At 53.9% G+C, this 23,263-nt stretch carries 22 protein-coding genes; 1 reads left to right on the forward strand and 21 read right to left on the reverse strand.

The features are described 5' to 3' along the window. Nucleotides 1-256: 256 nt before the first annotated feature. The 18 genes from OCV69_RS08670 to OCV69_RS08755 all read right to left on the reverse strand — a co-directional run bounded on the left by OCV69_RS08670 (nt 257) and on the right by OCV69_RS08755 (nt 20,310). Nucleotides 257-1,450 carry a coenzyme F420-0:L-glutamate ligase gene (locus tag OCV69_RS08670; protein ID WP_158358705.1) on the reverse strand — a complete coding sequence of 398 codons (1,194 nt, stop codon included), beginning with the start codon at nt 1,448-1,450 and terminating at the stop codon, nt 257-259. A 320-nt stretch (nt 1,451-1,770) separates the two neighbouring features. Further along, nucleotides 1,771-2,991, reverse strand: a complete 1,221-nt coding sequence (locus OCV69_RS08675; RefSeq protein ID WP_331485677.1) for a ribonuclease E/G — start codon at nt 2,989-2,991, stop codon at nt 1,771-1,773. Next, complete coding sequence (locus OCV69_RS08680; RefSeq protein ID WP_158358667.1) at nt 2,984-3,709, reverse strand: TIGR03936 family radical SAM-associated protein; 726 nt, start codon at nt 3,707-3,709, stop codon at nt 2,984-2,986. Before OCV69_RS08680 ends, OCV69_RS08675 begins: the two co-directional genes overlap by 8 nt. Then, nucleotides 3,693-5,558, reverse strand: coding sequence for a TIGR03960 family B12-binding radical SAM protein (locus OCV69_RS08685; protein ID WP_158358666.1), 1,866 nt, complete (start codon nt 5,556-5,558; stop codon nt 3,693-3,695). Before OCV69_RS08685 ends, OCV69_RS08680 begins: the two co-directional genes overlap by 17 nt. A 240-nt stretch (nt 5,559-5,798) precedes the next feature. Further along, nucleotides 5,799-6,977: a cation:proton antiporter domain-containing protein gene (locus tag OCV69_RS08690; protein ID WP_158358665.1), complete on the reverse strand. Its 1,179-nt coding sequence runs from the start codon at nt 6,975-6,977 to the stop codon at nt 5,799-5,801. Between the two features lie 151 nt (nt 6,978-7,128). After that, complete coding sequence (locus OCV69_RS08695) at nt 7,129-8,046, reverse strand: GDSL-type esterase/lipase family protein (RefSeq protein WP_158358664.1); 918 nt, start codon at nt 8,044-8,046, stop codon at nt 7,129-7,131. A 32-nt stretch (nt 8,047-8,078) separates the two neighbouring features. Continuing rightward, on the reverse strand, nt 8,079-9,497 hold the full coding sequence (locus OCV69_RS08700; protein WP_158358663.1) for an MBOAT family O-acyltransferase: 1,419 nt from the start codon (nt 9,495-9,497) through the stop codon (nt 8,079-8,081). Nucleotides 9,498-9,640: 143 nt separating this feature from the next. Then, on the reverse strand, nt 9,641-10,879 hold the full coding sequence (pepT, locus tag OCV69_RS08705) for a peptidase T (RefSeq protein WP_158358662.1): 1,239 nt from the start codon (nt 10,877-10,879) through the stop codon (nt 9,641-9,643). Nucleotides 10,880-10,954: 75 nt separating this feature from the next. After that, nucleotides 10,955-11,827, reverse strand: a complete 873-nt coding sequence (gene hflC / locus OCV69_RS08710; RefSeq protein WP_022274541.1) for a protease modulator HflC — start codon at nt 11,825-11,827, stop codon at nt 10,955-10,957. A 15-nt stretch (nt 11,828-11,842) separates the two neighbouring features. Beyond that, entirely contained in the window at nt 11,843-13,021 is a 1,179-nt protein-coding gene (gene hflK / locus OCV69_RS08715; protein WP_331485679.1) for an FtsH protease activity modulator HflK, read from the reverse strand. Nucleotides 13,022-13,043: 22 nt separating this feature from the next. After that, complete coding sequence (locus OCV69_RS08720) at nt 13,044-13,604, reverse strand: Holliday junction resolvase RecU (RefSeq protein ID WP_022274543.1); 561 nt, start codon at nt 13,602-13,604, stop codon at nt 13,044-13,046. A 1-nt stretch (nt 13,605) separates the two neighbouring features. Continuing rightward, complete coding sequence (locus tag OCV69_RS08725) at nt 13,606-14,613, reverse strand: RluA family pseudouridine synthase (RefSeq protein ID WP_158358661.1); 1,008 nt, start codon at nt 14,611-14,613, stop codon at nt 13,606-13,608. 13 nt (nt 14,614-14,626) lie between these two features. Further along, a complete protein-coding gene (locus OCV69_RS08730) occupies nt 14,627-15,199 on the reverse strand; it encodes an O-linked GlcNAc transferase-like protein (protein WP_158358660.1) in 573 nt (190 codons plus the stop codon). 15 nt (nt 15,200-15,214) lie between these two features. Further along, nucleotides 15,215-15,973 carry an SDR family NAD(P)-dependent oxidoreductase gene (locus tag OCV69_RS08735; protein ID WP_158358659.1) on the reverse strand — a complete coding sequence of 253 codons (759 nt, stop codon included), beginning with the start codon at nt 15,971-15,973 and terminating at the stop codon, nt 15,215-15,217. Next, a complete protein-coding gene (locus tag OCV69_RS08740; protein ID WP_158358658.1) occupies nt 15,970-17,982 on the reverse strand; it encodes a YgiQ family radical SAM protein in 2,013 nt (670 codons plus the stop codon). The genes OCV69_RS08735 and OCV69_RS08740 overlap by 4 nt, the downstream gene beginning before the upstream one ends. Nucleotides 17,983-17,992: 10 nt before the next feature. Continuing rightward, a complete protein-coding gene (locus OCV69_RS08745) occupies nt 17,993-18,649 on the reverse strand; it encodes an HAD family hydrolase (RefSeq protein ID WP_022274548.1) in 657 nt (218 codons plus the stop codon). After that, nucleotides 18,646-19,374, reverse strand: coding sequence for a pseudouridine synthase (locus OCV69_RS08750; RefSeq protein ID WP_158358657.1), 729 nt, complete (start codon nt 19,372-19,374; stop codon nt 18,646-18,648). Before OCV69_RS08750 ends, OCV69_RS08745 begins: the two co-directional genes overlap by 4 nt. A gap of 123 nt (nt 19,375-19,497) precedes the next feature. Beyond that, complete coding sequence (locus OCV69_RS08755; RefSeq protein WP_158358656.1) at nt 19,498-20,310, reverse strand: M23 family metallopeptidase; 813 nt, start codon at nt 20,308-20,310, stop codon at nt 19,498-19,500. A 46-nt stretch (nt 20,311-20,356) separates the two neighbouring features. Here OCV69_RS08755 and OCV69_RS08760 point away from each other — a divergent pair, with 46 nt between their 5' ends. Further along, nucleotides 20,357-21,358: a nucleoside recognition protein gene (locus tag OCV69_RS08760; protein WP_158358655.1), complete on the forward strand. Its 1,002-nt coding sequence runs from the start codon at nt 20,357-20,359 to the stop codon at nt 21,356-21,358. A 13-nt stretch (nt 21,359-21,371) separates the two neighbouring features. On the opposite strand, the gene OCV69_RS08765 is transcribed toward OCV69_RS08760, so the two are convergent. Genes OCV69_RS08765 through rsmD form a run of 3 tightly spaced genes read right to left on the reverse strand, consistent with a single transcriptional unit; the run spans nt 21,372 to nt 23,019 of the window. Continuing rightward, nucleotides 21,372-21,950 carry a hypothetical protein gene (locus tag OCV69_RS08765; RefSeq protein WP_022274552.1) on the reverse strand — a complete coding sequence of 193 codons (579 nt, stop codon included), beginning with the start codon at nt 21,948-21,950 and terminating at the stop codon, nt 21,372-21,374. A 9-nt stretch (nt 21,951-21,959) separates the two neighbouring features. After that, entirely contained in the window at nt 21,960-22,457 is a 498-nt protein-coding gene (gene coaD / locus OCV69_RS08770; protein WP_158358654.1) for a pantetheine-phosphate adenylyltransferase, read from the reverse strand. A gap of 1 nt (nt 22,458) precedes the next feature. Further along, nucleotides 22,459-23,019, reverse strand: a complete 561-nt coding sequence (gene rsmD / locus OCV69_RS08775; RefSeq protein ID WP_158358653.1) for a 16S rRNA (guanine(966)-N(2))-methyltransferase RsmD — start codon at nt 23,017-23,019, stop codon at nt 22,459-22,461. Nucleotides 23,020-23,263: the final 244 nt, after the last annotated feature.

Here is a 23,263-nt window from a genome sequence, read left to right on the forward strand (position 1 = left end):
CCTTGCAGACCTCGCTGTGCGGCATACTGTAATATAATAGCACCTGTCCATCTTCCTGTCAACTGTTTTTTACAGGATTTTCTGCCTTATGAAAAATTTCTGCTGTCCAGTGACCATGGGAACACGCTGCGCGGACGTCTCATGGTCATTGCGGCAGCCGCCAGACTCACATACATCCACGGTCCTGTCTCGCTGCCAGCGTAAAAAGAACGCCGCAGATCAGGCGGAAAACCACCCGTCTGCAGCGCTTTCGGTTTTACTGCTCTGCAAAAGTATCAAAATATCCCTGGATAAACACGATGGGAGTTCCCTTATCTCCGGAGCCGGAGGTCAGATCGCAGAGAGATCCGATGAGATCCGTCAGTCGTCTGGGAGTCGTACCCTGGGAGGCCATGCTTCCCTTTAAGCTGCCGTCCTTGGCTTCGATCTTTTCCTTCATGGCCCTTGTGAGCTCCTCACCCTTCAGATCCTTGAAATCGTTGTCTGCCAGATATTTTAATTTCAGTTCGTTGGGAGTTCCCTCCAGGCGCTCTGTATACGCAGGGCTTACCACCGGATCAGCCAGTTCCCAGATCTTTCCTACCGGATCTTTAAACGCGCCGTCCCCGTAGATCATACAATTCATCTTCACGCCTGTGGCCTCTGCAAGGCTCTCCTGGAGATTTTTCACAAATTCATTACAATCTCTCGGGAACAGCTTTACCGTGTCTTCTGTGGCCTTATTGGAGCCGTACAGGCCATACTGCTCGTTATAACCGCTTCCATCCACCGGAGCGTTCATGATATCTGCCAGCGTCAGCACCTTCTCCGCTCCCGCAGCCAGTAATCTCCGTCTGGAGCGTTCTCTGGTGTGGATATCGCAGCAGAGTACATTTTTTGTATAGGGGAGCACTGCGCGGCAGTCATTGGCGAAAATAAATTCCGGCTCGCAGCCCTCGGCCTCAAACAGCTCCTTATAATAAGCCACATAATCCACGCCTGTGAACGGATGCTTTACATAGCCGAAGATCTCCCTGTACTTTGCCTCATCCATTACGTCTGAATACGGATTTACTCCCTTTTCATCCAGAAGATCGTCGTCAAACAGGTGGTTGCCCACTTCATCGGAAGGATAGCTCATCAGGATATAAACCTTCTTAAACGCCTTGGCAATGCCTTTTAAGCAGATGGCGATCCGGTTCCGGCTTAAGATCGGGAACGTGACAGCGACGGTATCGCAGCCAAATTTTGTGCGGCAGTCCTTCGCAATGTCATCTGTACTGGCATAATTGCCCTGGGTCCTGGCCACTACGGCCTCTGTTACAGCTACGATGTCCTTTTCATGAAATGTGATATGTTCTTCTTTTCCCATATCGGCGATAGCCTCTGTCACGATCCGGATCAGATCGTCTCCTTCTTTCACAACCGGGCATCTGACGCCTCTGGATACGGTTCCAACAGTTCTCATGATTTGTACCTCATTTCTTTTATAAAAATATACGATTAAGCATATAATATCCGCTCCGCAGATATTATGCTGCATCCTTCCGATGCAGCTCCCTCCGGGAGATTCCTGCGCCCGGATTTCTGCGGTGAACGCAGAAACCGGCATGCACCATGGTATAATATCTGCTCCGCAGATATTATGCTGCATCCTTCCGATGCAGCTCCCTCCGGGAGATTCCTGCGCCCGGATTTCTGCGGTGAACGCAGAAACCGGCATGCGCCATGGTATAATATCTGCTCCGCAGATATTATACCATATTTCCCCAAAAAGCAAAGGGATAATTGTTATCTATTTTTTTCACTGCGGGAAAACTGCTCATGGAGCGGACGGAGCGTCTTCTTTCTTGTGATCTCTACCAGTCCCAGGGGCGTCATGTCCACCAGGACCGTTTTGACAGGATCTGCCGCCAGACACTGGCGCAGCCTTCTCATAAGCTCCTCATTCTGTGCCTTTTCCTTCATATCGATGAAATCCACCACAATGATCCCGGAAAGATTTCTGAGCCGCAGCTGAACCGCGATCTCCTCGGCCGCCTCCAGATTCGTTTTCAGGTACGTTTCCGAAGCCGTCTTCTTATCCGTGTTTTTTCCGGTATTCACGTCGATCACAGTCATGGCCTCTGTGGGTTCGATGACCAGATATCCGCCGGAACGGAGCCAGACGGTCCTTCCCAGGGCGCGGTCCAGGGCCGCATCCAGGCGGTACAGGGCAGACAGGGGATAGCTGTCCGTATAGAACCGCACCGGAACCTGAAAACCGTCCCCAGCGGCCTCCTGGAACTCCTGGTAAATATCTGGAAGATCTGTAAGGATCTCTTCTGTTTCATCCTTCCGGACATCCATGGCGCTGCGGACAAAAAAGCTTTCCGGCTGATAGAGGATGCTCCCTGCCGTGCGGCTCCTCCCGTTATCAAGAAGCCTGGCCATCCGTTCTGCCTGGCCGGACAGCTCCAGTCCGACCGCCTCCAGGGGAGCGCCGTACGCATTGGTCCGCAGGATAAAGCCAGCACGCGGAAGTCCCGTTCCGGAAAGTCCGGAAACCAGGCCCCTGGCCTCCTCTTCCCACCATTCCTTCATCTGCTCTTTCCATCCGGCATCGCGGATCTTAGAGGAGATCCCCAGCCCGCTGCCGTCCAGGGTGAGCACTCCATACTGCCCTGTGAGAGAAAGCTTCGAGGTGAGCACCGCGTCCTTGGTCTTGACAGCAGCCCTGGAGATCTGGACCAGGATCTCGTCTCCATTTTTCAGCGGACTGGATCCGTCCCTCCCGTCTGCAAACAAATGGAACCTGTTTTCTGCCAGGCTGTAATAACCGTTGATCCCCGGCCTGTACTCCACAAAGGCAGCGTTGATATTTTTTACGATGTTCCGGACCCTTCCCACGCAGATCGTTCCAAGGGCGCAGTCCTCCCGGTCCGGAGCCGTTCCGATCTGGAGGACGCGGTTTCCGGAAGCAAGGACAGACACGGTCCGTCCCCGCAGTTCAGTAAAAATCAGTTTATTCAATGTCTTCACCAAAGGATTCCAGGGTCACAAATTCATGGCTGTCCCCAGATCCGGCATCCGCGTAGACCTCCTCCCGGTTGATGGAAAAGCCAAAGACCGGGAACTCCCTGGAACAGCTCCGGCAGAAGGCCTCCAGAAGAAGCTCCGGCTTCACATTGGCTGCGCTTCCGGCAGAAAGCCTGAGAAAAATGGAATCCCCGTCCTCCGACGGCCGGTGCTCATAAATATATGGCCGGAGATCCATCTGCTTTTCGCCTTTTTTTGTCTTTTTTACGATATTCAGGTCTCCCGTCTCTATAAAGCCGCAGAGTCCGTCAAAGAACTCCTGGGCAGACATGCCAAGGGCCTCTTCATATTCCTTCTTCAGCGACACCGTGTAATCACAGGCCGCCACCAGGGACATGGCGTTTCCGGCAGAATCCGGAAGTCTCTTAAAGCTCAGCACCTCCATCCCCTCTGCCATCTGGACGTTGAGCCGCTCCACCATCCGCCTGGAGCTCTCTGTGGAAAGGACCTCAATGTCCAGGTACTCACCGCTTCCTGTGAGCCCTACGCCCAGAGGAGCCGCAAAGGACATGATCTGGTGGGGAGAAAAGCCCTCCGAATACCGGATGTCCACGTCAGCCCGGCGCATGGCCTTCTGGAAATAACGCATGATATCCAGATGCCCGATGAACCGCATGTTTCCCTGTTTGGAAAATTTAATCCTGATCTTCAAAGCAGACACCTCCTCCGAATCGTCTTACGCCGCACCCGGAACAGCGTTCCCGGCAGTTGGGGGTCACGGTCCCGTTTACCGCACTGTTCCACTCTCTCTTTAAAAACTCCTTGGACACACCCGTATCGATGAAGTCCCAGGGGAACAGCTCGTCCAGGCTCCGCTCCCTGGTGGTATAGAAATCAATGTCCACGCCGCAGGTCTCAAATGCCTTCATCCATATATCATTCCGGAAGCTCTCAGACCAGGCGTCATATAAAGCGCCGTTTCTGTATGCCTCCTCGATGACGGCGGCCACCCTCCGGTCTCCCCGGGCCAGTACGCCCTCTAAAACTGTTACATCGGCCTCATGCCAGTTGTATTTCAGGCTCCTATGGTTCAGCATCTCCTTCATTTTGCGGTTGACCACCCGTGCCTTATCCAGGAATTCCTCCTTGGTGGACATCCTGGCCCACTGGAAAGGCGTAAAGGGCTTCGGCACAAAGAAGGATGTGCTGGCCACCACCTGGACCTTTCCGTTTCTCTGGTCCTTGGGGATCTCATAATACTCCTCTGCGATCTTCTCAGATAAAAGGGCAATGCCCTCCATATCCTCCACCGTCTCTGTGGGAAGGCCCAGCATGAAATACAGCTTCACCCGGTTCCAGCCTCCCTTAAAGGCATCGGCGGCTCCCTGGAGGATCTCCTCCTCAGTAAGCCCCTTATTGATCACGTCACGGAGCCTCTGGGAACCAGCCTCCGGCGCAAAGGTCAGACTGCTTTTTTTCACATCCTGTACCTTGCTCATCACGTCCAGAGAGAATGCATCGATCCTTAAAGAAGGAAGGGATACGTTGACTCCCTTTCCATGGAATTCCTCGATCAGGAAACGCACCAGCTCCTCCAGGGAACGGTAATCGCTGGAGCTTAAGGAGCTTAAGGAGATCTCCTCGTGCCCCGTATTTTTCAGCATCTTATATGCCAGGTCTTTCAGCCGCTCCACGTTCTTTTCACGCACCGGCCGGTAGATCATGCCTGCCTGACAGAACCGGCAGCCGCGGATACAGCCGCGCATGATCTCTAAGACCACACGGTCCTGGGTCACCTTGATGAACGGCACCAGGGGCTTTTCCGGATACACGGCCTCCGTCATATCCAGGACCAGCTGCTTTACGACCTTTTCCGGGGCCTCCGGACAGGTGGGACGGAACGCCTTTAAGGTGCCGTCCTCATGGTATTCCGGCTCATACAGGGACGGAACGTAGATTCCCGGCACTCCGGCCGCCCGTTTTAAAAACGTCTCCCTGGACTCGCCATTTTTCCGGCTGTCTTTGTAAATATCGATCAGCTGCCGGTATGCGGTCTCTCCTTCTCCAATGTAAAACAGATCAAAAAACTCGGCAATGGGCTCCGGGTTATAGGCGCAGGGACCGCCTCCGATGACGATGGGGTCATCCCAGGTCCGGTCGCTGCCATGGAGCGGGATCCCGGAAAGATCCAGGATCTGGAGGATATTTGTATAACACATTTCATACTGGAGGGTGATCCCCAGGATATCAAAATCCTTCACCGGGTCCTGGGACTCGATGGCAAAAAGCGGGATATGCTTTTCACGCATGATGGCGTCCAGGTCGGTCCACGGCGAATATACCCGCTCACAGTACACATCCGGCATCTTATTGAGCATATCATAAAGGATCTGGATCCCCAGATGGGACATGCCGATATCATATACGTCCGGGAAGCACATGGCAAACCGGACATCCACACTGGACGGATCCTTACATACCGAATTGATCTCCCCGCCGATATAACGGGCTGGCTGCTGGATACTCAGCAGTATTTCGTCACTTAATGCTAATTTTCTCATTCTCATTCCTTGCTTTGCGGTTATTTATGGTTGCTTTTTTTATCCTTGATCCTCCGGATCAGACAGCAGGACACAGACTGATCCAGTATATACCGCATAATTATAAGGTATTTTTTTGCGGCTGGCAACCCCTTCCCACCTTTTTGCAGGTTTTCACCGTTCCTTCCGGCCTCTGCCGTATCGTCCCGGCCCTGCCGTTCTCTTTTCACCGGCTGCCGCACCGCCGTATATGAAATACGGTCATGACCTGTTCAGAAGCTTCTGATACGACAGATCCATCGCAAACGCCCCCAGGGGCGCAGTAAGGACAATGGCAAGCACGGCGGCCGTAAGAACGCTATCTCCGCAGGCAAGGCCCATAGAAAGAGGGATCCCTCCGATGGCGGCCTGGACGGTGGCCTTCGGCGTATATGCTAACATTACAAATAACCATTCTCTTCTCCCAAGCTTCGTTCCCCATAGGCAGAGAGCCACACCGGCCATCCTGAAAGCAAGAGCGCCAAGGATCACCAAAAGCGCACGCCCTCCGGCCTGGGCCAGGTATCCCGTATCAACAGCAGCCCCCACAAGCACGAACAGGAAAATCTCAGCGGCGACCCACAGCTTTCCATACTTTACAGAGATCCTTCTGGCAGCCTCTCCCCTTTTCTTCTGAAGGCCTATGCCTATAAACATGACTGCGATCAGGGAAGAAAAACTTATGGGCGTGGTCAGCATGTCTTCGGCCGCCACCAGAAACAGCGAAATACTTAAGAGAATGAGAACCTTTGAAGTATCCCGGATATGCACCTGCTTATAAAACAGGGCCAGCAAAGATCCGGCGGCCAGTCCAATAACGGTTCCCAGAAGGATCGAAACAGGGATATTTATAAAGCTGACGGCAGAAACTCCCTTTCCCTGCATCATGCCGGTAAATGTGGAGAACAGGACGATCACATAGACGTCATCCACGGATACGCCTGCAAGGATCATCTGGGGAATCCCTTCCCTTTTTCCATATCCCTCCTCCATCAGCCGGACCATCCTCGGTACGACCACTGCCGGAGAAACTGCGGCAAGAACAGCTCCCAGGACGGCTGCCTCCAGGACTGTCAGCCCCATGAGCCGGGTCCCCAGCAGGATCACTCCCAGCACCTCAAAGCTTGCCGGGATAAAACACATGAGCAGCGCCGGCCGGCCTGTTTTTTTTAATCCCTCCAGATCCAGTCCCAGTCCGGCTCTTGTAAGAATGATGATCAGCGCGATTTTCCGGAGCTCTTCCGAGATCCCCAGGATGTCCGCATCCAGCAGATCCAGAGCATGCGGCCCAAGGATCATGCCTGTGGCCAGCATCCCCATAAGGCCCGGCAGCCGGAGCCTCTGGCACAGCCATGCCATGGACATTCCAACGATCAGGATCAGTGAAATACTCAGTAACATAATACATCTCCTCCCGGCATAGAAAAAGCTGACAATATCTGCATGGGTCTGTCTGCAGAAGTCATCAGCTTTAAACACCTTACGCCTTTTTCCTTTGGAAGTGTATCACATCCCATCCCGGATGGCAAGGAAAATATTCCCATATGCGGCTTCAGCCTGCGTGTGTGCCCAGGGTCTCCCTGATCCAGTCCACCCACACAGAATAATATTTTCCCAGGACATGGGCCCCGTCGGAGGAATATCCCGCCGCCAGATTTCCATTTTCATCGTCAAATACCTGGTTCACATCCAGATAGACATAGCCAGAGGCCTCTGCCATGCTTTTAATATCCCTGTTTAAGGCATTGATCCTGTCATTGTTGTAGATGCTGCTGCCGGAGGCTTTCTCCGCTGTCACATGAAGGTTGGCCCCCAGGACGATGGCGGCGTCCGGCTGCAGCTCATGGACCTTTTCCACGGTCCTTTTATACTGCTTTACAATGGAATCGTAATCATATCCCAGCTCATTGATCCCAAGCATAAAAAATATGGTATCGAATTTCCGGGAACATAAGAGCTCCTCCAATCCGCTCTTTTCCTGGGATCTCAGCTTAACGGTTTTATTAAATAGCGTAAATACGCTCATACCGGAATCGGCGAACACCTCCGCCTGGCCCAGGTCTCCATATTCAGAAAGCCCCACGGTCCGGGAATCTCCAATGAAAAGGACACCGGAAAAATCCTCCTTTAAGGACACGGCCGGAGCTCCAGAGGGCTCTGAAGCCACAGTCTCTTCCTCTGACAGAGATATCTCCTCCCCACTGGAAGCCGTCTCCCCGGTCTGACCGCCTGCCCCGCCGGAGACGGCAGCCATTCCCGCTCCATCCGCCGTTTCTGGGATCTCTTCCTCCCGTGTTTCTCTCTCTGCTCCTATATCAGGCTTCTTTGCAGCCCTCTCATCCGTCTCCCTCTCCATAGCTCCCGCCTCATACCAGGGCGTCAGCTTTCTCACAGCTCCAGGAACGTATTCCACTGCGATCACAGCCGCCAGGCTGGCTGCCAGAAATGTGCTGTACCAGTAACGCTTCATAATCTTCCTCCCCTTTTTCATTCTCTAAAAATTTAAAACCGGAAATACAGGAACGGATCGTCCATTCCCATCTTCATACAGTAAACGCAGCCCCAGAACACCGCCAGGAGCACCACAGCCGCCGCAGGACTATTTTTGAACCGCCTGTAAAGCTTCATGGGAAGGCCGGTGGCAAAGACCAGTCCCGCTGCCAGGGAGAGCCCGTAGAGCCTTCCATATTTTAAATAGTCTCCGGCAAAATATGCCATTCCCTCTGGCTGCGGCAGGAACGGGAACAGCCTGGTAAAGTAAACGGCCATCTGCGAAAGATCCGTCACCGCAAACAGCACCCAGCTTACGGAAATGGCAAGGGCCATGTAAAGATGGCCCAGGGCCGGGACCCTCTCCAAAATCCGTATGAGCCCCAGCTTTTCCACCGAGATCAGCGCAAACATCAGAAGCCCCCAGAGGATAAAGTTCCAGCTTGCCCCATGCCAGAATCCGGTGAGGGCCCAGACCGCCAGCATATTGCGGAAGGTCATAAGCTTTCCCTTCCGGCTGCCCCCCAGGGGAATATATACGTAATCCCTGAACCAGCTCCCCAGGGTCATGTGCCACCGTCTCCAGAATTCTGTCATGGAAAGAGACAGGTATGGGTCATGAAAATTTTCCGGGATCGTAAAGCCCATGATCCGCCCCAGCCCCTTGGCCATCAGGGAATAGCCGTAAAAATCAAAATAGATCTGGAGGCTGAAGGCTGTGATGGCCAGCCATGCAAAGGGAGTGGAGATACTTTCATAGCCCACGGTCCCGGCCTCATTCCAGAGCCCGCCCAGGCGGTTTGCCAGAAGGACCTTGAGTCCCAGTCCTATGGTGAAGGTCTTCAGCCCCTCCTCCACCGCCCGCATGGAATGGGACCGGCGGGAGATCTCCTTCCTGATGGAGGAGTAGGTAACGATGGGACCGGCGATCAGCTGGGGAAACATACTGATGTACATGGCGAAATTCACAAAAGAAGGCTCATACTCTGCCGTTTTCCGGTACACGTCCGCCAGATAGGAAATAGCCTGGAAGGTATAAAAGCTGATCCCCACCGGGAGCACCGGCGCAAACACAGGAAGCTCCAGGGAGAGCCCCATGAGCCGGAGGATGCCGTTGATATTTTCCGTAAAAAAGCCGGTATATTTAAACAGCAGCAGCCAGAACAGATTATAGGCCACTCCCCAGAACAGCCGCTTCCTCCTGCGGAACCTGGCCCGGCTGCGGGCGATCCGGCAGCCAAAAAAATAGTTCACCGCCATGGACGCCCCAAAGAGCGCCAGATAAAGAGGCGTATCCCAGACGCCGTACAGATAAAATATCATGCTCCCTGCGAAAAGGCAGAAGTTCTTATACCGCGCCGGGCAGAGAAAATAGATCAGTAAAAATATGGGTAAAAATTGGAATATGAATTCCAGACTGCTGAAAACCATGGGAAACCTGTCCTTTTCTGCCATTTTTTGTTTTATCACATATATAGACGTGACAAAAAAGAAGAAAGTTTCATCCAGAATAAAAGATCAAAAAAAGCTCCCGGAGGATCTTCTCTCCGGAAGCTTTTGGTTTCAGCCTCGTATTAAGCTTTCTTTACATCCTTAAATTTCTCTGCGATCTTGATCAGCAGCTCCACGGTCTGCTCCATGGACTGGATGCAGACAAATTCGTATTTTCCATGGGCGTTGTGGTCTCCAGTGCAGAGGTTGGGACACGGAAGGCCCATATAGGACAGTCTGGAGCCGTCGGTACCGCCGCGCACCGGGCGGACATTGGGCGTATCCACTCCCAGCTCCTTAAAGGCCTCGGCAGCGATATCCATTAAATACATATGTGGACGGATCTTTTCTTCCATGTTGTAATACGTATCGGAAGTCTCCACCACAACGGTGCCTTCTCCATACTTCTTATTTAAGAAGTCGGCGATGGTATGGCCCATGGCCTTCCTGGATTCAAAGATCTCCTTATCATGGTCGCGGACGATGTACTTCAGTACAGTCTCCTCCACGTTTCCGGAGATCCCGTTCAGATGGTAGAAGCCCTCATACATTTCTGTATACTGGGGCTTTTCTGCCTCCGGGAGCATGGACTGGAATTCCAGACCGATGAGGATGGCGTTTTTCATCTTGCCCTTGGCGCTGCCGGGATGGATATTCTGGCCGTGGATGGTGACGCTCATGGAAGCTGCGTTGAAGGTCTCATACTCCATCTCGCCGAAGGCTCCGCCGTCCACTGTATAGGCCACATCAGCGCCCCAGCCGGGTACGTCGAAGAAATCCACGCCGTGTCCCACTTCTTCGTCGGGAGTAAAGGCGATCTTGATGGTTCCGTGGGGGATCTCCGGATGCGCCATGAAATATTCAGCCATAGTCATGATCTCGGCAATACCGGCCTTATCGTCTCCGCCCAGAAGGCTGGTGCCGTCGGTGGTGATCAGGTCCTTGCCCACATAGTTCTTTAATGCCGGGAATACCTCCGGGCTCATTTTAATGCCCAGATTTTTATTCAGGATAATGTCTCCGCCGTTATAGTTCTGGATCAGCTGGGGACGGGTGTTCTCGTCGGAAAAATCCGGAGAGGTGTCCATATGGGCCAGGAAGCCCACCACCGGACAGTCGGTCTCCGCCGTAGCCGGAATGGTGCCATATACGTAGCAGTGTTCGCTCATGGACACATCCTTTACCCCCAGGGCTTTTAACTGCTCCACCAGAAGCTTTGCCAGGGCGAACTGCTTTTCTGTACTGGGCACAGAGGCGGCGTCCTCGGCAGACTGGGTATCAAATGCAATGTACTTTAAAAAATTATCAACGACTTTTGACATAACGTACACTCCTTTTCTCTGATTCCGGATCGCTCCGTTCCTTTAAAGTATAGCAGATTTTTCCAGAATTGTCCATCAGTTCCCCTGGAGGATCCGGGCCAGTTCAGAATTTTCATTTAAGATCACCGTCTTGTTGGAGCCCTTCAGGCTGGCCTTTAAGGCGTCCAGGCTGCGGATGTAATTGTAATAATCCGCCTTGCTCTCATCGTTGTAGGCATTGGAGAGGATCCGCATGTACTCAGCCTCGCCTTCGGCCCGGATCTTCTCCGCCTTGGCCTCTGCCTCGGAGATGATGATGGACACATCCTTATCGGTGGTGTTCTTAATGACGTTGGACTGGTACTGGCCGTCTGCCGTATAACCGGCGGCGATGTTCTGACGCTCTGAGATCATACGCTGGTAAACGGCCTCCTTATTGGAATCCGGCAGGTCTAACATCTTGGTCTCTACCTTTTTCACAGTGATCCCATAGCTGTCCAGGGAATTTCCGATCCGTTCCGTAATAAGCTCCGCTAACTTCCCGTCACGGCCGGAGATCACGTCCGCCTGGTCCGTGGAGGAGATAACATTTTTCACGGCATTGTAGACCACCACGGAAATGCGGCTTTCCGCATTGGCCTTACTGGCTCCCAGACGGGACAGATACTCCAGGGGATCCGTCACGCTCCATAAGGCAAAGGAATCGGTGAGCATCACCTTTTTATCCCTGGTGTTCACTTCACTGGGAACCAGGTCGTAAACCATCTCATAATTGGGGATGGACTGGGTGGTCTGGATAAAGGGGACCTTAAAGCTCAGGCCTGGCGTGTCGATGACCCGCACCACCTTTCCGAACTGGAGCACCAGCTTATACTCGTCGTTATAGGTGCTGACCATACTGGAGCCCAGTGTGATCAGGCCGGCGATGAGGATGATGAATAATGCGATCTTTCTTCCTGTTTTTTTCATATGCTTCTCCTCCTCTTACTGGCCGGCCGGCGCTGCGGCCTGCGGGGTCTGGTTTCCGGATGTCCCTTCCGTCACATTGGCAAAGGGCTCCAGAGGCAGCATGGTCTGGGTGCCGCTGCCATTGTCGATGATCACCTTCAGATCCGGCAGGAGCTCCTCCATGGTCTCGTAGAACATACGTTTTTTGGTGATCAGAGGATACTTTACATACTCAGCGTATGTATCCTCAAAACGTGCCACCTGTCCGTTGGCCTCGTTGATCCTCTGCTGCTTATAGGCCTCCGCCTCCTGTAAGAGCTTATCGGCCTCTGCATTGGCCTTGGGGATGTTTTCCGACTGGTATTTTTTCGCCGTATTAATGGCCGTCTCCATTCCCTGCTTGGCATCCTCCACGGCTTTAAATGCATTGGATACGTCCTCCCTGGGCATTCCGGAGTCCTGGATGGACACGTTATAAATGCCGTATCCGATGTTTTCTTCCACCAGACGGTTGGTAAGCTGCTCCTTGACCCGCTCCTGGATCTGGGTCTTTCCTGTGGTGATCACGTCATCCACGTTATAAAGGCCCACCGTGTCACGGATATAGCTCTGGGCCAGGTTTTTAATGATGCTTTCATATACGTTTCTATGACGGACTGCCTGAATAGGGTCCGTGACCATGTACTCCACGTAGAAGTCCACATTGATCAGGTTAAAGTCATTGGTGATCATAAGGCTTTCCTTTTCAATGGAGACCGGATTTTCCATGGAAGCCCCCTCGGCCCGTTCCGGATCCGTGGTATAGCCGATCTGCATGCCGGTGATGGCCTTGGAGATCTTTGTCACCTGCTGGATCAGCGGCACCTTAAAGTGAAGGCCCGACGCCTCCTGGACCGACGGCTTTCCGAAGGTGGTGACCACAGCCATCTCTTCCTCTGAAAGAGTGTAGTAGCTGTCGAAGGCCAGAACGGCCGCCACCAGCACAGCCGCAGCGATCCCCACTCCTTTTCCGAGATTCCTGGGAACGCCCCCTCCTTTTTTTGCCTTTGCCTTTTTCTTTTTCGGCATATCCTCGGTCTGTTCATAGACCACGTTGTCCGCCTCGTTCTGCTTTTTTTTCTTCATACCCTTCATGACCTCGTCCAGCTGCCCGCTTTTTTTCAGGGACGCAGCCACAAAGATCAGAATGACCACAAGAGAGATAATAAAATCCATAAACTGTAACTCCTCCTTTGTTTTATGGGGTCTTGCCCTGTTCCAGCGCTTCCTTCCGGTCCAGATCCAGCTGGAGCTCCTCCAGGTAATGGACCAGCATATCCCGGCAGCTGCGGATCTTCCAGGCCTTTGCTGCCGCTTCCTCATACGTAAAGCTTTTTCTTCCCCCGTCCTCCATCCGTTTCCAGAACCCGGCGATCACGTCGAATGGGACATAATAGATCTCGCCCTGGGATGTAAAGGAAAGGATGATAAAAGCCACTCCCCCCTGCTTTTCAAATTCCCGCATGAAAGCGATCTGGTGGGGGTGGATGTTCTGCAGAGGAAAGGTACGGACCGCACATTCCTTTGCATCGAAGCACACCGGGATCCCCTGGACAGCGCCAATGTAATCCACAGTGCTCTTCATATCGAAATAGGCCAGTGTGATATGGCGGCTGGCCTTATCGATCTCGATGGGCGTGATGGGCGTGGGGATCTTCTGGATCAGCGCCAGTCCCTTTTCCCGGTAGCTCTCGTTGGTACGGTTGATGAGCTCCTCCAGGGTGGATCCCCTTAATCCTCTGGTCTTCCAGGTTCCCATATCACCGCGCTCCTCTCGGATTCCCGTTTAAGAGAAGCCCCTCGCCCTCTGCGGCCCGCAGGAACGCTTCCGGAAGCGGCGCTTCAAATGCCTTCCCGGAAAGGTGGGCAAACCGTCCCGTAAGGGCTGGGAACTCCAGCCGGTACGAGTGGAGGAGCTGGCCCTTCAGCCGGTATTTCCGCTCCAGCTCCAGGGTGCCTCCGCCTCCGTACTTCCCATCTCCCAGGATCGGATGGCCCATGGATGATAAATGGGCCCGGATCTGGTGGGAGCGTCCCGTAAGCAGGGTCACCTTAAGGAGCGTGAGCCGTTCCGTAACGGCCAGAGGCTCATACCGGGTCACGATCCGCTTTGCCTCCCCTTCCGGGTCGGCCCTGGAAAGGATCTTCACCTGGTTGGTACGCGGATCCTTTAAAAGCCAGCCGTCAACGGTCCTGGCCTCCCGGACCGGTCCGTAAACGATGCACTTGTAATATTTGTGGACCGTCCGGTCCCTGAACACCTCCGAAAGCATCTGTGAGCCCGCCAGGGATTTCCCCGCTGCCACGATTCCGCTGGTATTCCGGTCCAGCCGGTTGCACACCGAGGGCTTAAAGCTCCGCAGGGATCCTTCTGTAACACTGCCGTTCTCCATCAGATAGTCAGTCAGATATTCCACCAGGGAAAGATCTGTGTCCTTGGCCTTCTGGGACAGCATGCCTGCGGACTTGTTGATCAGAAGGATATCCTCGTCCTCATAGAGGATGGAAAGCTGTACCTTCTTTTCCTTCTGTATCTTCTGTACCTTTATTTCCGAAAATTTTTCAATAGTCTCGTCTGCCAGAAACAGCTTTACCGTATCGCCCTCTGCCAGCATTTCCCCGCCCTCGCACTTTTTTCCGTTTAAGGTGATATTCTTCTTGCGCATCATCTTATAAAAAAAGCTTTTGGGGGCCAGCTTCATATACTTGGCCAGGAATTTATCCAGCCGCTGTCCGGCCTCGTTGGTTCCAATGGTGATCTCCTGCATGGTATCCTTTCTCTTACATGGAAAGGCTCTTTAAAAGCTTTTCCACATGAGGCGCGCTTCCGTCGTCCTCATCCTCAGTGACATTTTTTAAGGTAGAAAGCCGGGTGAGGAAATTTTTCTTTTCCGTCATGATCCTGGCGTTTCCGTCTAACTTCCATCCGGTCAGCATCTCGTTTAAAAACTTTTCCGCCGCCTTGGTGTCAATGCCCTTCTTCGGGCAGTAAAGGTATACACCGGTGGGATGGATCACAGCCACGTCCACCGGCATGATAAAATCCCGGGAGGTGATGATCAGATCATACAGCACAGGGAACTTTTCCTCGTAAGGGCGGCAGGCGTCATAAAGCTCTCTGGGAGCAGTCCGGATCTTCCAGGAGGCCACCAGGGGCGACGCCAGGTTCGCCATGGGAAGCACCGTTAAAATGGCACTGATGGTCACCAGGTTTTTTAAGGATTTCCAGGTAATGAAATACCGGGAGACCAGAAGGGCCGCGATCACTAAGAGAAACAGAGAGACCAGAAGGATCTGCCTTTTTTTATGGGCGTCCCGGTATCCGTACATTCCTTTTTTTATTTTTTTATCCAACGTATCCATCTCCTCTTATTTCCATGTGAGAAATTTCATTAAAAGGCTGTGGGGGCAGATGCGGCACAGCACATAAAACGCCTTCATGGAAAGTCCCGGCACGGACACCGGTTTTCCCTTCAGGCAGTCGGAAAACGCCCGGTCCACCACATAGTTCGTCCTGGCCATGAACAGCCGCTTAAAGGGATCCATGGGCTTTCCGTTTAAGGCCTTCCCAAAAAACTCCGTATCCACAGGGCCGGGGCACACGGCGGTGACAAAGATCCTTCTCCGCCTCAGCTCCTCTCCCAGCGCCCGGCTGTAACTTAAGACATAAGCCTTGGTGGCCGCATAGACGGCGAATCCCGGCTGGGGCATAAAGGCCGCGGCCGAAGCAAACTGGAGGATCCGGCTGTTGTCCGAAATATAAGGAAGGACCAGCTCCGTCACAGCCGTCAGGCCCTCGCAGTTTAACCGCACCATGGAGGCGGCTTCTTCCTCTGGGAAGCTTCCCACAGGCCCTGTGATCCCAAAGCCCGCGGCATTTACCAGAAATTTCACCTCCGGCTTTTTTTCAGCCAGGGCTGCGGCCAGGACCTCCAGGTCCTCCTTTTTTGTCAGATCCAGGGGAAACTTCCGTAGCTTCACCGGGACCTTCCCGTCCAGTGTGTCCAGCCGCTCCTTTCTTCTACCAATGACCCAGATCTCCTGGAAGCCTCCGTACCGGTCTGCCAGACGGAACACCATTTCCCTCCCCATTCCAGAGGAAGCCCCCGTGACAATGGCGATCTTCATCGCTCTCCCTTCTTTCCTTTTCCAGATTTATGGATATTGCGGATGGTTTTCTTTTTCCCGGAAGCCCGGCTGCCCGTTCCCTCCATCCGTTTTCCTCCGCCCTCTCCGGCGATTCTTCGTTCTCCGGCGGCATTTCGTCCTCCGGCCTTTCTTCCTTCACCGGAGGCCCGTCGCTCCCTGTCATCCCTGCTGTCCGGAGACGTCCGTTCTCCTCCCCGGGGCCGTATGAGGCACCTTCTGTCATAGCCGATCAGATCTTCTCTCCCGGCCTTTATGAGGGCCTCCCGGACCAGCTCGTAATTTTTCGGGTTCCGGTACTGGATCAGCGCCCTCTGCATGGCCTTTTCGTGGGGATTCACCGGAACGTACACCTCCTCCATGGTCCTGGGATCCAGGCCTGTGTAATACATACAGGTGGAGATGGTAGACGGCGTGGGATAGAAATCCTGGACCTGCTCCGGCATATAGCCCAGATCCCTGAGGTGCTCTGCCAGCTCCACCGCTTCCTTTAAGGTGGAGCCAGGATGGGAGGACATGAGATAGGGCACCAGATACTGCTTAAGCCCCAGCTTTTCATTCATGGCCGCATATTCTTTGGCAAACTGCCTGTATACAGCATTTTCCGGCTTTCCCATGCGCTTAAGGACCGGGTCCGCCACGTGCTCCGGAGCCACCTTCAGCTGGCCGCTGACGTGGTACATGCAGAGTTCTCTTAAGAAATCCTTCTTTTTATCCGCCAGGACGTAATCGAAGCGGATGCCGGAGCGGATGAACACCTTTTTTACCTTGGGAAGGGCTCTCAGCTTTCTAAGAAGCGCGATGTAGTCTCCATGGTCTGCCACCAGATTTTTACAGGGCTTCGGGAACAGGCACTGCTTTCCGGGGCAGGCTCCCTTTGTCATCTGCTTTTCGCAGGCCGGGAACCGGAAATTGGCCGTGGGGCCTCCCACATCGTGGATATAGCCCTTGAAATCCGGCTCCTCCGTCAAAAGCCTTGCCTCCTCCAGAATGGATTCATGGCTCCTGACCTGGACGATCCGCCCCTGGTGGAAGGTCAGGGCGCAGAAGCTGCAGCCGCCAAAGCAGCCCCGGTTACTGATGAGGCTGAACTTCACCTCACTGATGGCCGGAACGCCTCCCAGGGCCTCATAGGACGGATGGGGCGCCCGCATATAGGGAAGGGCGTACACGTCGTCCATTTCCAGAGTGGAAAGGGGCTTTGCCGGAGGATTCTGGACCACATAGAGATGGTCCGTATACGGCTCGCAGAGACGTTTTCCAGAAAACGCATCGGTGTTCTGGTACTGGGTAAAAAAGCTCTCCACATAGGTGCGCTTATTTTCCTTCACCTGGTCGTAGGACGGCAGCCAGACTGCATCATAAACGGCCTCCCGCCGGTCGGTCTTATAGACGGTGCCGTCGATAAAGGTAATATCCTTAATATCGATCCCCGAAGCCAGGGCGTCTGCGATCTCCACGATGGACCGTTCCCCCATACCGTAGGAAATAAGATCCGCCTGGGAATCCACCAGGATGGAATGCTTCACCTTTCCGGACCAGTAATCGTAGTGGGCCAGGCGGCGCAGGCTGGCCTCGATCCCTCCGATGATAATGGGAGCCTTTTTATAGACTGACCGGATCAGATTGCAGTAGACCACCGTGGCGTAATCGGGCCGTTTTCCCATGACGCCGCCGGGCGTATAGGAATCCTTTTCCCTTCTTCTTTTGGACACAGAATAGTGGTTCACCATGGAATCCATGTTTCCGGCCGTCACCAGGAAGCCCAGCCTTGGCTCTCCCAGGACTGTTATGCTGTCCTTATTTTTCCAGTTCGGCTGGGAAATGATCCCCACCCGGTAGCCATGGGCTTCCAGGAGCCGGCTTATGATGGCGTGGCCGAAGGACGGGTGATCCACATAGGCGTCGCCGCATACGTAAACGAAATCGCACTGGTCCCAGCCCCGTTTTTCCATATCCTCCCTGGACATCGGAAGAAAATCGTGCATCATTGTTTCTCCTTTATAATAATTCCGAATAATCACAAATGTATCCGTCGGCCAGGGCCTTCTTTTCCCCGGAAAGCTCCCGGGAAAAATCATCCTCCACGGCTAACACCGTCATCCCGGCCCGTTTTCCCGCCAGGATCCCCGCCGGAACATCCTCAAAGACCAGACAGTCCTCCGGAGCCACCTGGAGGCGTCTCGCCACCTCCAGATAAATATCCGGCTCCGGCTTTCCCTTTTCCACCTCGCAGGCGGTGGCCACCTCCTGGAAATACTCTCCGATCTGCAGAGCCTCGATGACTGCGTCCACAATGGGCCGTCCATTGCTGGTGGCGATGCCTGTGGCGATCCCCTGGTCCTTACAGTAACGGAGGAACTCCAGGGCGCCGGGCTTTAATGGGACCTGGGTCCGGTATTTGTCCATGGCCATCTGGCTCCAGCACTCCTTGATCTCCTCCAGGGTCATGGGAAGGGAAAACCGCTCCTTAAAATAAGCGGCCGTCTCTGAAAAGCTCATGCCCTCCACAGCCCGCTCCAGATCCCCGGGGCAGTCATAGCCAAAGCGGCCCAGGAATTCCACGTCGATCTGGGGCCACATCCACATGGAATCCACCAGGGTCCCGTCCAGATCAAAAAGGACGGCTTTTTTATTTTTCAGAAAATCTTTTATCATAGCTGTTCCAACCACTCCCGTTCTGTATCCGTAAGGGGACGGTATTCCCCTGGCTTTAAATCCTCATCCAGGACCAGCGGCCCCATGGACAGGCGCTTTAAAAAAAGCACCGGGCAGCCGACGGCCTCCATCATCCGCTTTACCTGATGGAATTTCCCTTCCCGGATCCGCAGGCGGATCTCGGACTCGTCCTGTACGCGGTCGTAGGACAGGACCGTCAGCTCTGCCGGAAGGCATAAAAGCCCGTCGGGAAGATGGATCCCCCTGGCAAACTCCTCCGCGGCCCCTTCTCTCACCGTTCCGCGGCAGCGGGCATAATATACCTTGTCCACATGCTTTTTGGGCGACAGGAGCCGGTGGGCCAGATCTCCGTCATTGGTGATGAGGAGAAGGCCCTCTGTATCCAGGTCCAGCCGTCCCACCGGAAACAGGTCCTTCCTTTTTTTATCCGCGATCAGATCCAGGACCGTGGGATATTTTTTATCCTCTGTGGCGGAGACCACGCCCTGGGGCTTGTTGAGCATATAATACTCCATAACAGCGTAGGCGACCTCCTCGCCGTCTAAGGTCACCGTATCCCCAGGGATCCTTACCTTTATATCCGCTTTTTTTATGATTTCTCCATTGACCCGGACCCGGCCCTTTCTTACGGCCTCCTTAAGGGCGCTCCGGGTGCCCTTTCCCATGTCGGCCAGGAATTTATCCAGACGCAGCTCCTTATCCATGCGCTTCCCCCTGTTCCATGCTCATATCCAGGATATCAGAGGACGGATATTTTCCGCCCCCAATGCCTTATTCCATACTATATCAAAATCCAGGGAAAAGTACAACCGTTTCCTCCTGCCAGGTCAGTAGGAAGCCCGGGTACGATACTTCTCCAGGTATCTTAAGATCCAGTATGGATTCACAGAAAGCTCGTCATGATGCTCCGTCCGGATATAGATCCCCAGGTGGAGGTGGACTGGGAACTGGCCGGTGGTCCCAGGCTCTCCGTAGCCGGAATCCCCCATATAGCCCAGAAGCTCTCCGGCATGGACTGTGTCCCCCGGCCTCCACTCCCGGCCGTCCAGGGTCTTTCCATAGGAGTCCAGGTGGGCGTAGTACAGATATGCGCCAGCCGGAGCCCGGATCCCGATGCGCCAGCCGCCCTTTTTCAGCCATCCGGCCTGCTCCACCACTCCGTCCGTCATGGACACCACCGGATAGAGCCCCGCCTCCGGAGCCCCAGCCATGAGATCGCACCCCTCATGGGTCCTGGGTCCGTCAAAGGACCGTTCCTCCATCCAGCCGTTTTCATAGACCACATCCCTGATGTCCCCTCCGGCACTTTCCGGGACGGGAAAGCAGGAAAGATCTGCAAACACCATGCGGTACGCGTCGGAAAGCCGCTCAAATTCCTTCTGACGCCGGACCGGGAAAAAAAGAGGCTCCCCGGAGAGCTTCTTTCCCGTCAGATCAAAATTTTCCGTGAGCATAGCCATGGCAAGCTCCTCATAATCCAGGAAGGGCCGTCCCGCCGCGTCCCTTCCCAGGCGCATGGCCCGGAAGTCCCCGCTTTCCCAGACATAGGGAGCCATGGTATCCAGAGCCTTTACATGCTCCAGCTGAAAGATCAGCATAGAATCATACAGAATGAGCAGCGCCAGGACCAGAAGTTTCATATGGGGAAGCCCCTTTTCATAAGCTGTATCAACAAAAGGTATTCGGGTGCTTATGAAAAAATCCGTCGGTCTTGCCATACTCATGGTGTTTCTTCTGCTTTATCCCCGCTTTGCGGCCGAGGGGGCCAGGTACGGCCTTCTTTTATGGTATACGTCTGTGGTCCCGTCCCTGTTCCCCTTTATGGTGCTCTCCAGCCTCATCGTATCCTCCGGCGGCGTCTCTCTGCTGATGAAGCCCGTCCGGGCTTTCTTAGGTCCCTGGCTTCCACTTTCAGAAAACGGCTGCTACACCCTCATTTCCGGTCTCCTCTGCGGCTGCCCCATGGGGGCAAAGACCTGCGGGGATTTTGTCCGGGAGGGGAAGCTTTCCGTCCAGGAGGGCCGCTTCCTCATGACCATATGCAATCATCCAAGCCCCATGTTCCTGCTGGGCTTTGTCTGCCCGCTTTTTGAGGCCGGAATGCATCCCTCCCGCCTTCTTCTTTCCATTTATCTGCCGCTCCTTCCTCTGGCTGCCCTGGCAAAGAGGATCTATTTTCCTGTCCTGCCTGCTCCTGCGTCCAGCGGCTCCCGGCAACAGATCCAGACAGCTCCGCCCCTGGATACGGCGATCCTGGCCGCAGCAGAGATCCTCTGCCGCATCGGCGGCTACCTGATGCTGTTTTCCATCGTGATCGTATTTTTACGCCGCGCATTGTGGCTCCCCGCCTCTCTCCGGATCTTCCTTATGGGCGCCATGGAGATGACCACCGGAGTCCGGGAAGTGTCCGCCTCCCTTCCCTTCCCGGACTCCGGAACCGCCGCCGCTGCCATCCTGGCTTTCGGCGGCATATGCGGCATTTTCCAGACCCGGGCCGTGACTGCCTCCGGATGGCCAGAGGAAAAAAAGAGACGTACAGACGATGGCGGCAGCAGCCCAAAGGATCGAGGGGGCCGTACAGAAGATAAAAAAATTGCCGGATTATCCATCCGGCAATATATTCTCTGGAAGCTTCTTCACAGCGCCCTGGCCGCCGTCATCTTCCGGCTCCTGGGCGTACTGGGCTGATCCTTCCGGAAGTCTAGGCCTCCGGTGCAGACGGCTCCTCTTCTTTTTCTGTGATGATCCCGCCGGACAGCTCCTTCCGGTTGGAGGAAACGATGTCGTAGCTGGACCTCATGGAGCTCATAAAGGCGTCAAACCGGCCCTGGGCTCCTTCCATGGAATGATTGATGATATTCTGAAGGCTCTTTAACATATCGTCCGTATACTGGATGGAGCCCTGTCGGATATTGTTGGCGTCGTTGACGGCGCTGTCGATGATGGCCTGGGCCTGGGCCTGGGCCTGCTCGATCACCTCATTGGCATGGGCGTACGCCTTCTGCATGATCTCATGCTCGTTGACCAGCTCATTGGTCTGGGCTGTGGCTTCCGCCAGAAGGGCATCTGCCCGGGTGTGGGCGTCGGAAAGGATCGCCTCCTGGTTGCTGATGATCTTCTGGTACTGCTTGATCTCATCGGGGATCCTGAGACGCAGCTCCACCAGGAGCTCGTCCAGCTCCTCCTTATTTACGATGATCTTGGTGGTGGACAGCGGCTGGAACTTGCAGCTGTCAATATATTCTTCAATTTCTCCGATTAACTGTTCGATTCTGCTCATATTGCTTCCTTATTCCTTTCCCCTGATCTTATTCTGAAATTTCTTATGTACCTCTTCTGCCACCCTGGCTGTCACAAAATTGGAAATATCACCGCCGTAAGCCGCCACCTCCTTGACAGAGCTGGAGCTCAGATACGCATATTTTAAATTGGTGGTCAGAAATACGGTATCGATATCCGGAGCGATCACCCGGTTCAGCTGGGCGATCTGCAGCTCGTATTCAAAATCAGTGATCGCACGAAGCCCCCGGACCAGGGCGTTGGCCCCGCATTCCCTGGCAAACTCCACCGTAAGGCCGCCGAAGGCCTTCACCTCCACGTTGGGAATGTCCTTTGTCGCTTCTTCTAACATCTTAACACGTTCTTCCACGGAAAACAATGGAGTTTTCGCACTGTTATGCAAAACTGCGATCACCAGGTGGTCGAACAGCTGGGACGCCCGGCGGATCACATCCAGATGTCCCAGAGTCACCGGGTCAAAGCTTCCCGGATAAATGGCTTTTTTCATCTCAATTTTCCCTCTTTTTAAAAAATACATGTTTGTTTGTCTTATATTCCTTGGTACGGCTGATCTCATAGCCCAGGGACTCTGCCCAGGAAAAATCTGTATCCAGGGAAGCCTCCGCAATAAGGACCGTGTCACCGTCAGCCAGAGGCGAATCCTGTAAGGCCTCCAGTACCTGGCGTTCCAGATCACAGCCATAGGGCGGATCCATAAATATAAAATCAAAGGCACCATGGTCCCGGCCAAGACGGGAAAGTCCCTCCAGCACGCCGCAGTTTAACACCTTTGCCCCGGATTCCAGCTTTGTGGTCTTCAGATTGTCCCGGATACAGGATACCTGGCGGATCCCATTGTCGATGAATACAGCCTCCGATGCCCCGCGGCTTAAAGCCTCGATGCCGATGGCCCCGCTTCCGGCAAACAGATCCAGAAAGGAACGGCCATAAAGGTCGTTCTGGATCATATTAAATAAGGTTTCCTTTATACGGTCTGTGGTGGGCCGGGTGTCCATTCCCTCCACAGTCTTCAAAAGCAGCCGTCTGGCGCTGCCTGCGATCACTCTCATATGCCACCTCTCGATGCGGTCGTTTCTTTTCCGGACCAGAGACCGGAACGCTCATGCTGCCGCATCCCCTTCTGTTTCCAGTATCTTCACAATTATAATCGCAATGAAGGCGATATACAAGCAGTTTTTCCGCAGAATCTGTGAAACCTGCAAAATCCCGCTTTAAAGCCTGCTAATAAAAAGTCAAGTGTTTTTTGAAGAAAATTTCAAAAATCCGATTTGATATTTTAGGGTACAACTTTTA

The sequence above is a fragment of the Alitiscatomonas aceti genome (assembly GCF_025567195.1).
Taxonomy (GTDB): domain Bacteria; phylum Bacillota; class Clostridia; order Lachnospirales; family Lachnospiraceae; genus Alitiscatomonas; species Alitiscatomonas aceti.

Bases quoted from the DNA above. Each gene is read 5' to 3' on its own strand.
- OCV69_RS08725 (WP_158358661.1), bottom strand. From the start codon at position 14,613: ATGCAGGAGATCACCATTGGAACCAACGAGGCCGGACAGCGGCTGGAT.
- OCV69_RS08685 (WP_158358666.1), bottom strand. From the start codon at position 5,558: ATGAGAAAATTAGCATTAAGTGACGAAATACTGCTGAGTATCCAGCAG.
- OCV69_RS08720 (WP_022274543.1), bottom strand. From the start codon at position 13,604: ATGGGAACCTGGAAGACCAGAGGATTAAGGGGATCCACCCTGGAGGAG.
- OCV69_RS08735 (WP_158358659.1), bottom strand. From the start codon at position 15,973: ATGAAGATCGCCATTGTCACGGGGGCTTCCTCTGGAATGGGGAGGGAA.
- hflC (WP_022274541.1), bottom strand. From the start codon at position 11,827: ATGAAAAAAACAGGAAGAAAGATCGCATTATTCATCATCCTCATCGCC.
- OCV69_RS08690 (WP_158358665.1), bottom strand. From the start codon at position 6,977: ATGTTACTGAGTATTTCACTGATCCTGATCGTTGGAATGTCCATGGCA.
- OCV69_RS08740 (WP_158358658.1), bottom strand. From the start codon at position 17,982: ATGATGCACGATTTTCTTCCGATGTCCAGGGAGGATATGGAAAAACGG.
- OCV69_RS08695 (WP_158358664.1), bottom strand. From the start codon at position 8,046: ATGAAGCGTTACTGGTACAGCACATTTCTGGCAGCCAGCCTGGCGGCT.
- OCV69_RS08745 (WP_022274548.1), bottom strand. From the start codon at position 18,649: ATGATAAAAGATTTTCTGAAAAATAAAAAAGCCGTCCTTTTTGATCTG.
- OCV69_RS08700 (WP_158358663.1), bottom strand. From the start codon at position 9,497: ATGGTTTTCAGCAGTCTGGAATTCATATTCCAATTTTTACCCATATTT.
- rsmD (WP_158358653.1), bottom strand. From the start codon at position 23,019: ATGAGAGTGATCGCAGGCAGCGCCAGACGGCTGCTTTTGAAGACTGTG.
- hflK (WP_331485679.1), bottom strand. From the start codon at position 13,021: ATGGATTTTATTATCTCTCTTGTGGTCATTCTGATCTTTGTGGCTGCG.
- OCV69_RS08755 (WP_158358656.1), bottom strand. From the start codon at position 20,310: ATGAAACTTCTGGTCCTGGCGCTGCTCATTCTGTATGATTCTATGCTG.
- pepT (WP_158358662.1), bottom strand. From the start codon at position 10,879: ATGTCAAAAGTCGTTGATAATTTTTTAAAGTACATTGCATTTGATACC.
- OCV69_RS08750 (WP_158358657.1), bottom strand. From the start codon at position 19,374: ATGGATAAGGAGCTGCGTCTGGATAAATTCCTGGCCGACATGGGAAAG.
- OCV69_RS08765 (WP_022274552.1), bottom strand. From the start codon at position 21,950: ATGAGCAGAATCGAACAGTTAATCGGAGAAATTGAAGAATATATTGAC.
- coaD (WP_158358654.1), bottom strand. From the start codon at position 22,457: ATGAAAAAAGCCATTTATCCGGGAAGCTTTGACCCGGTGACTCTGGGA.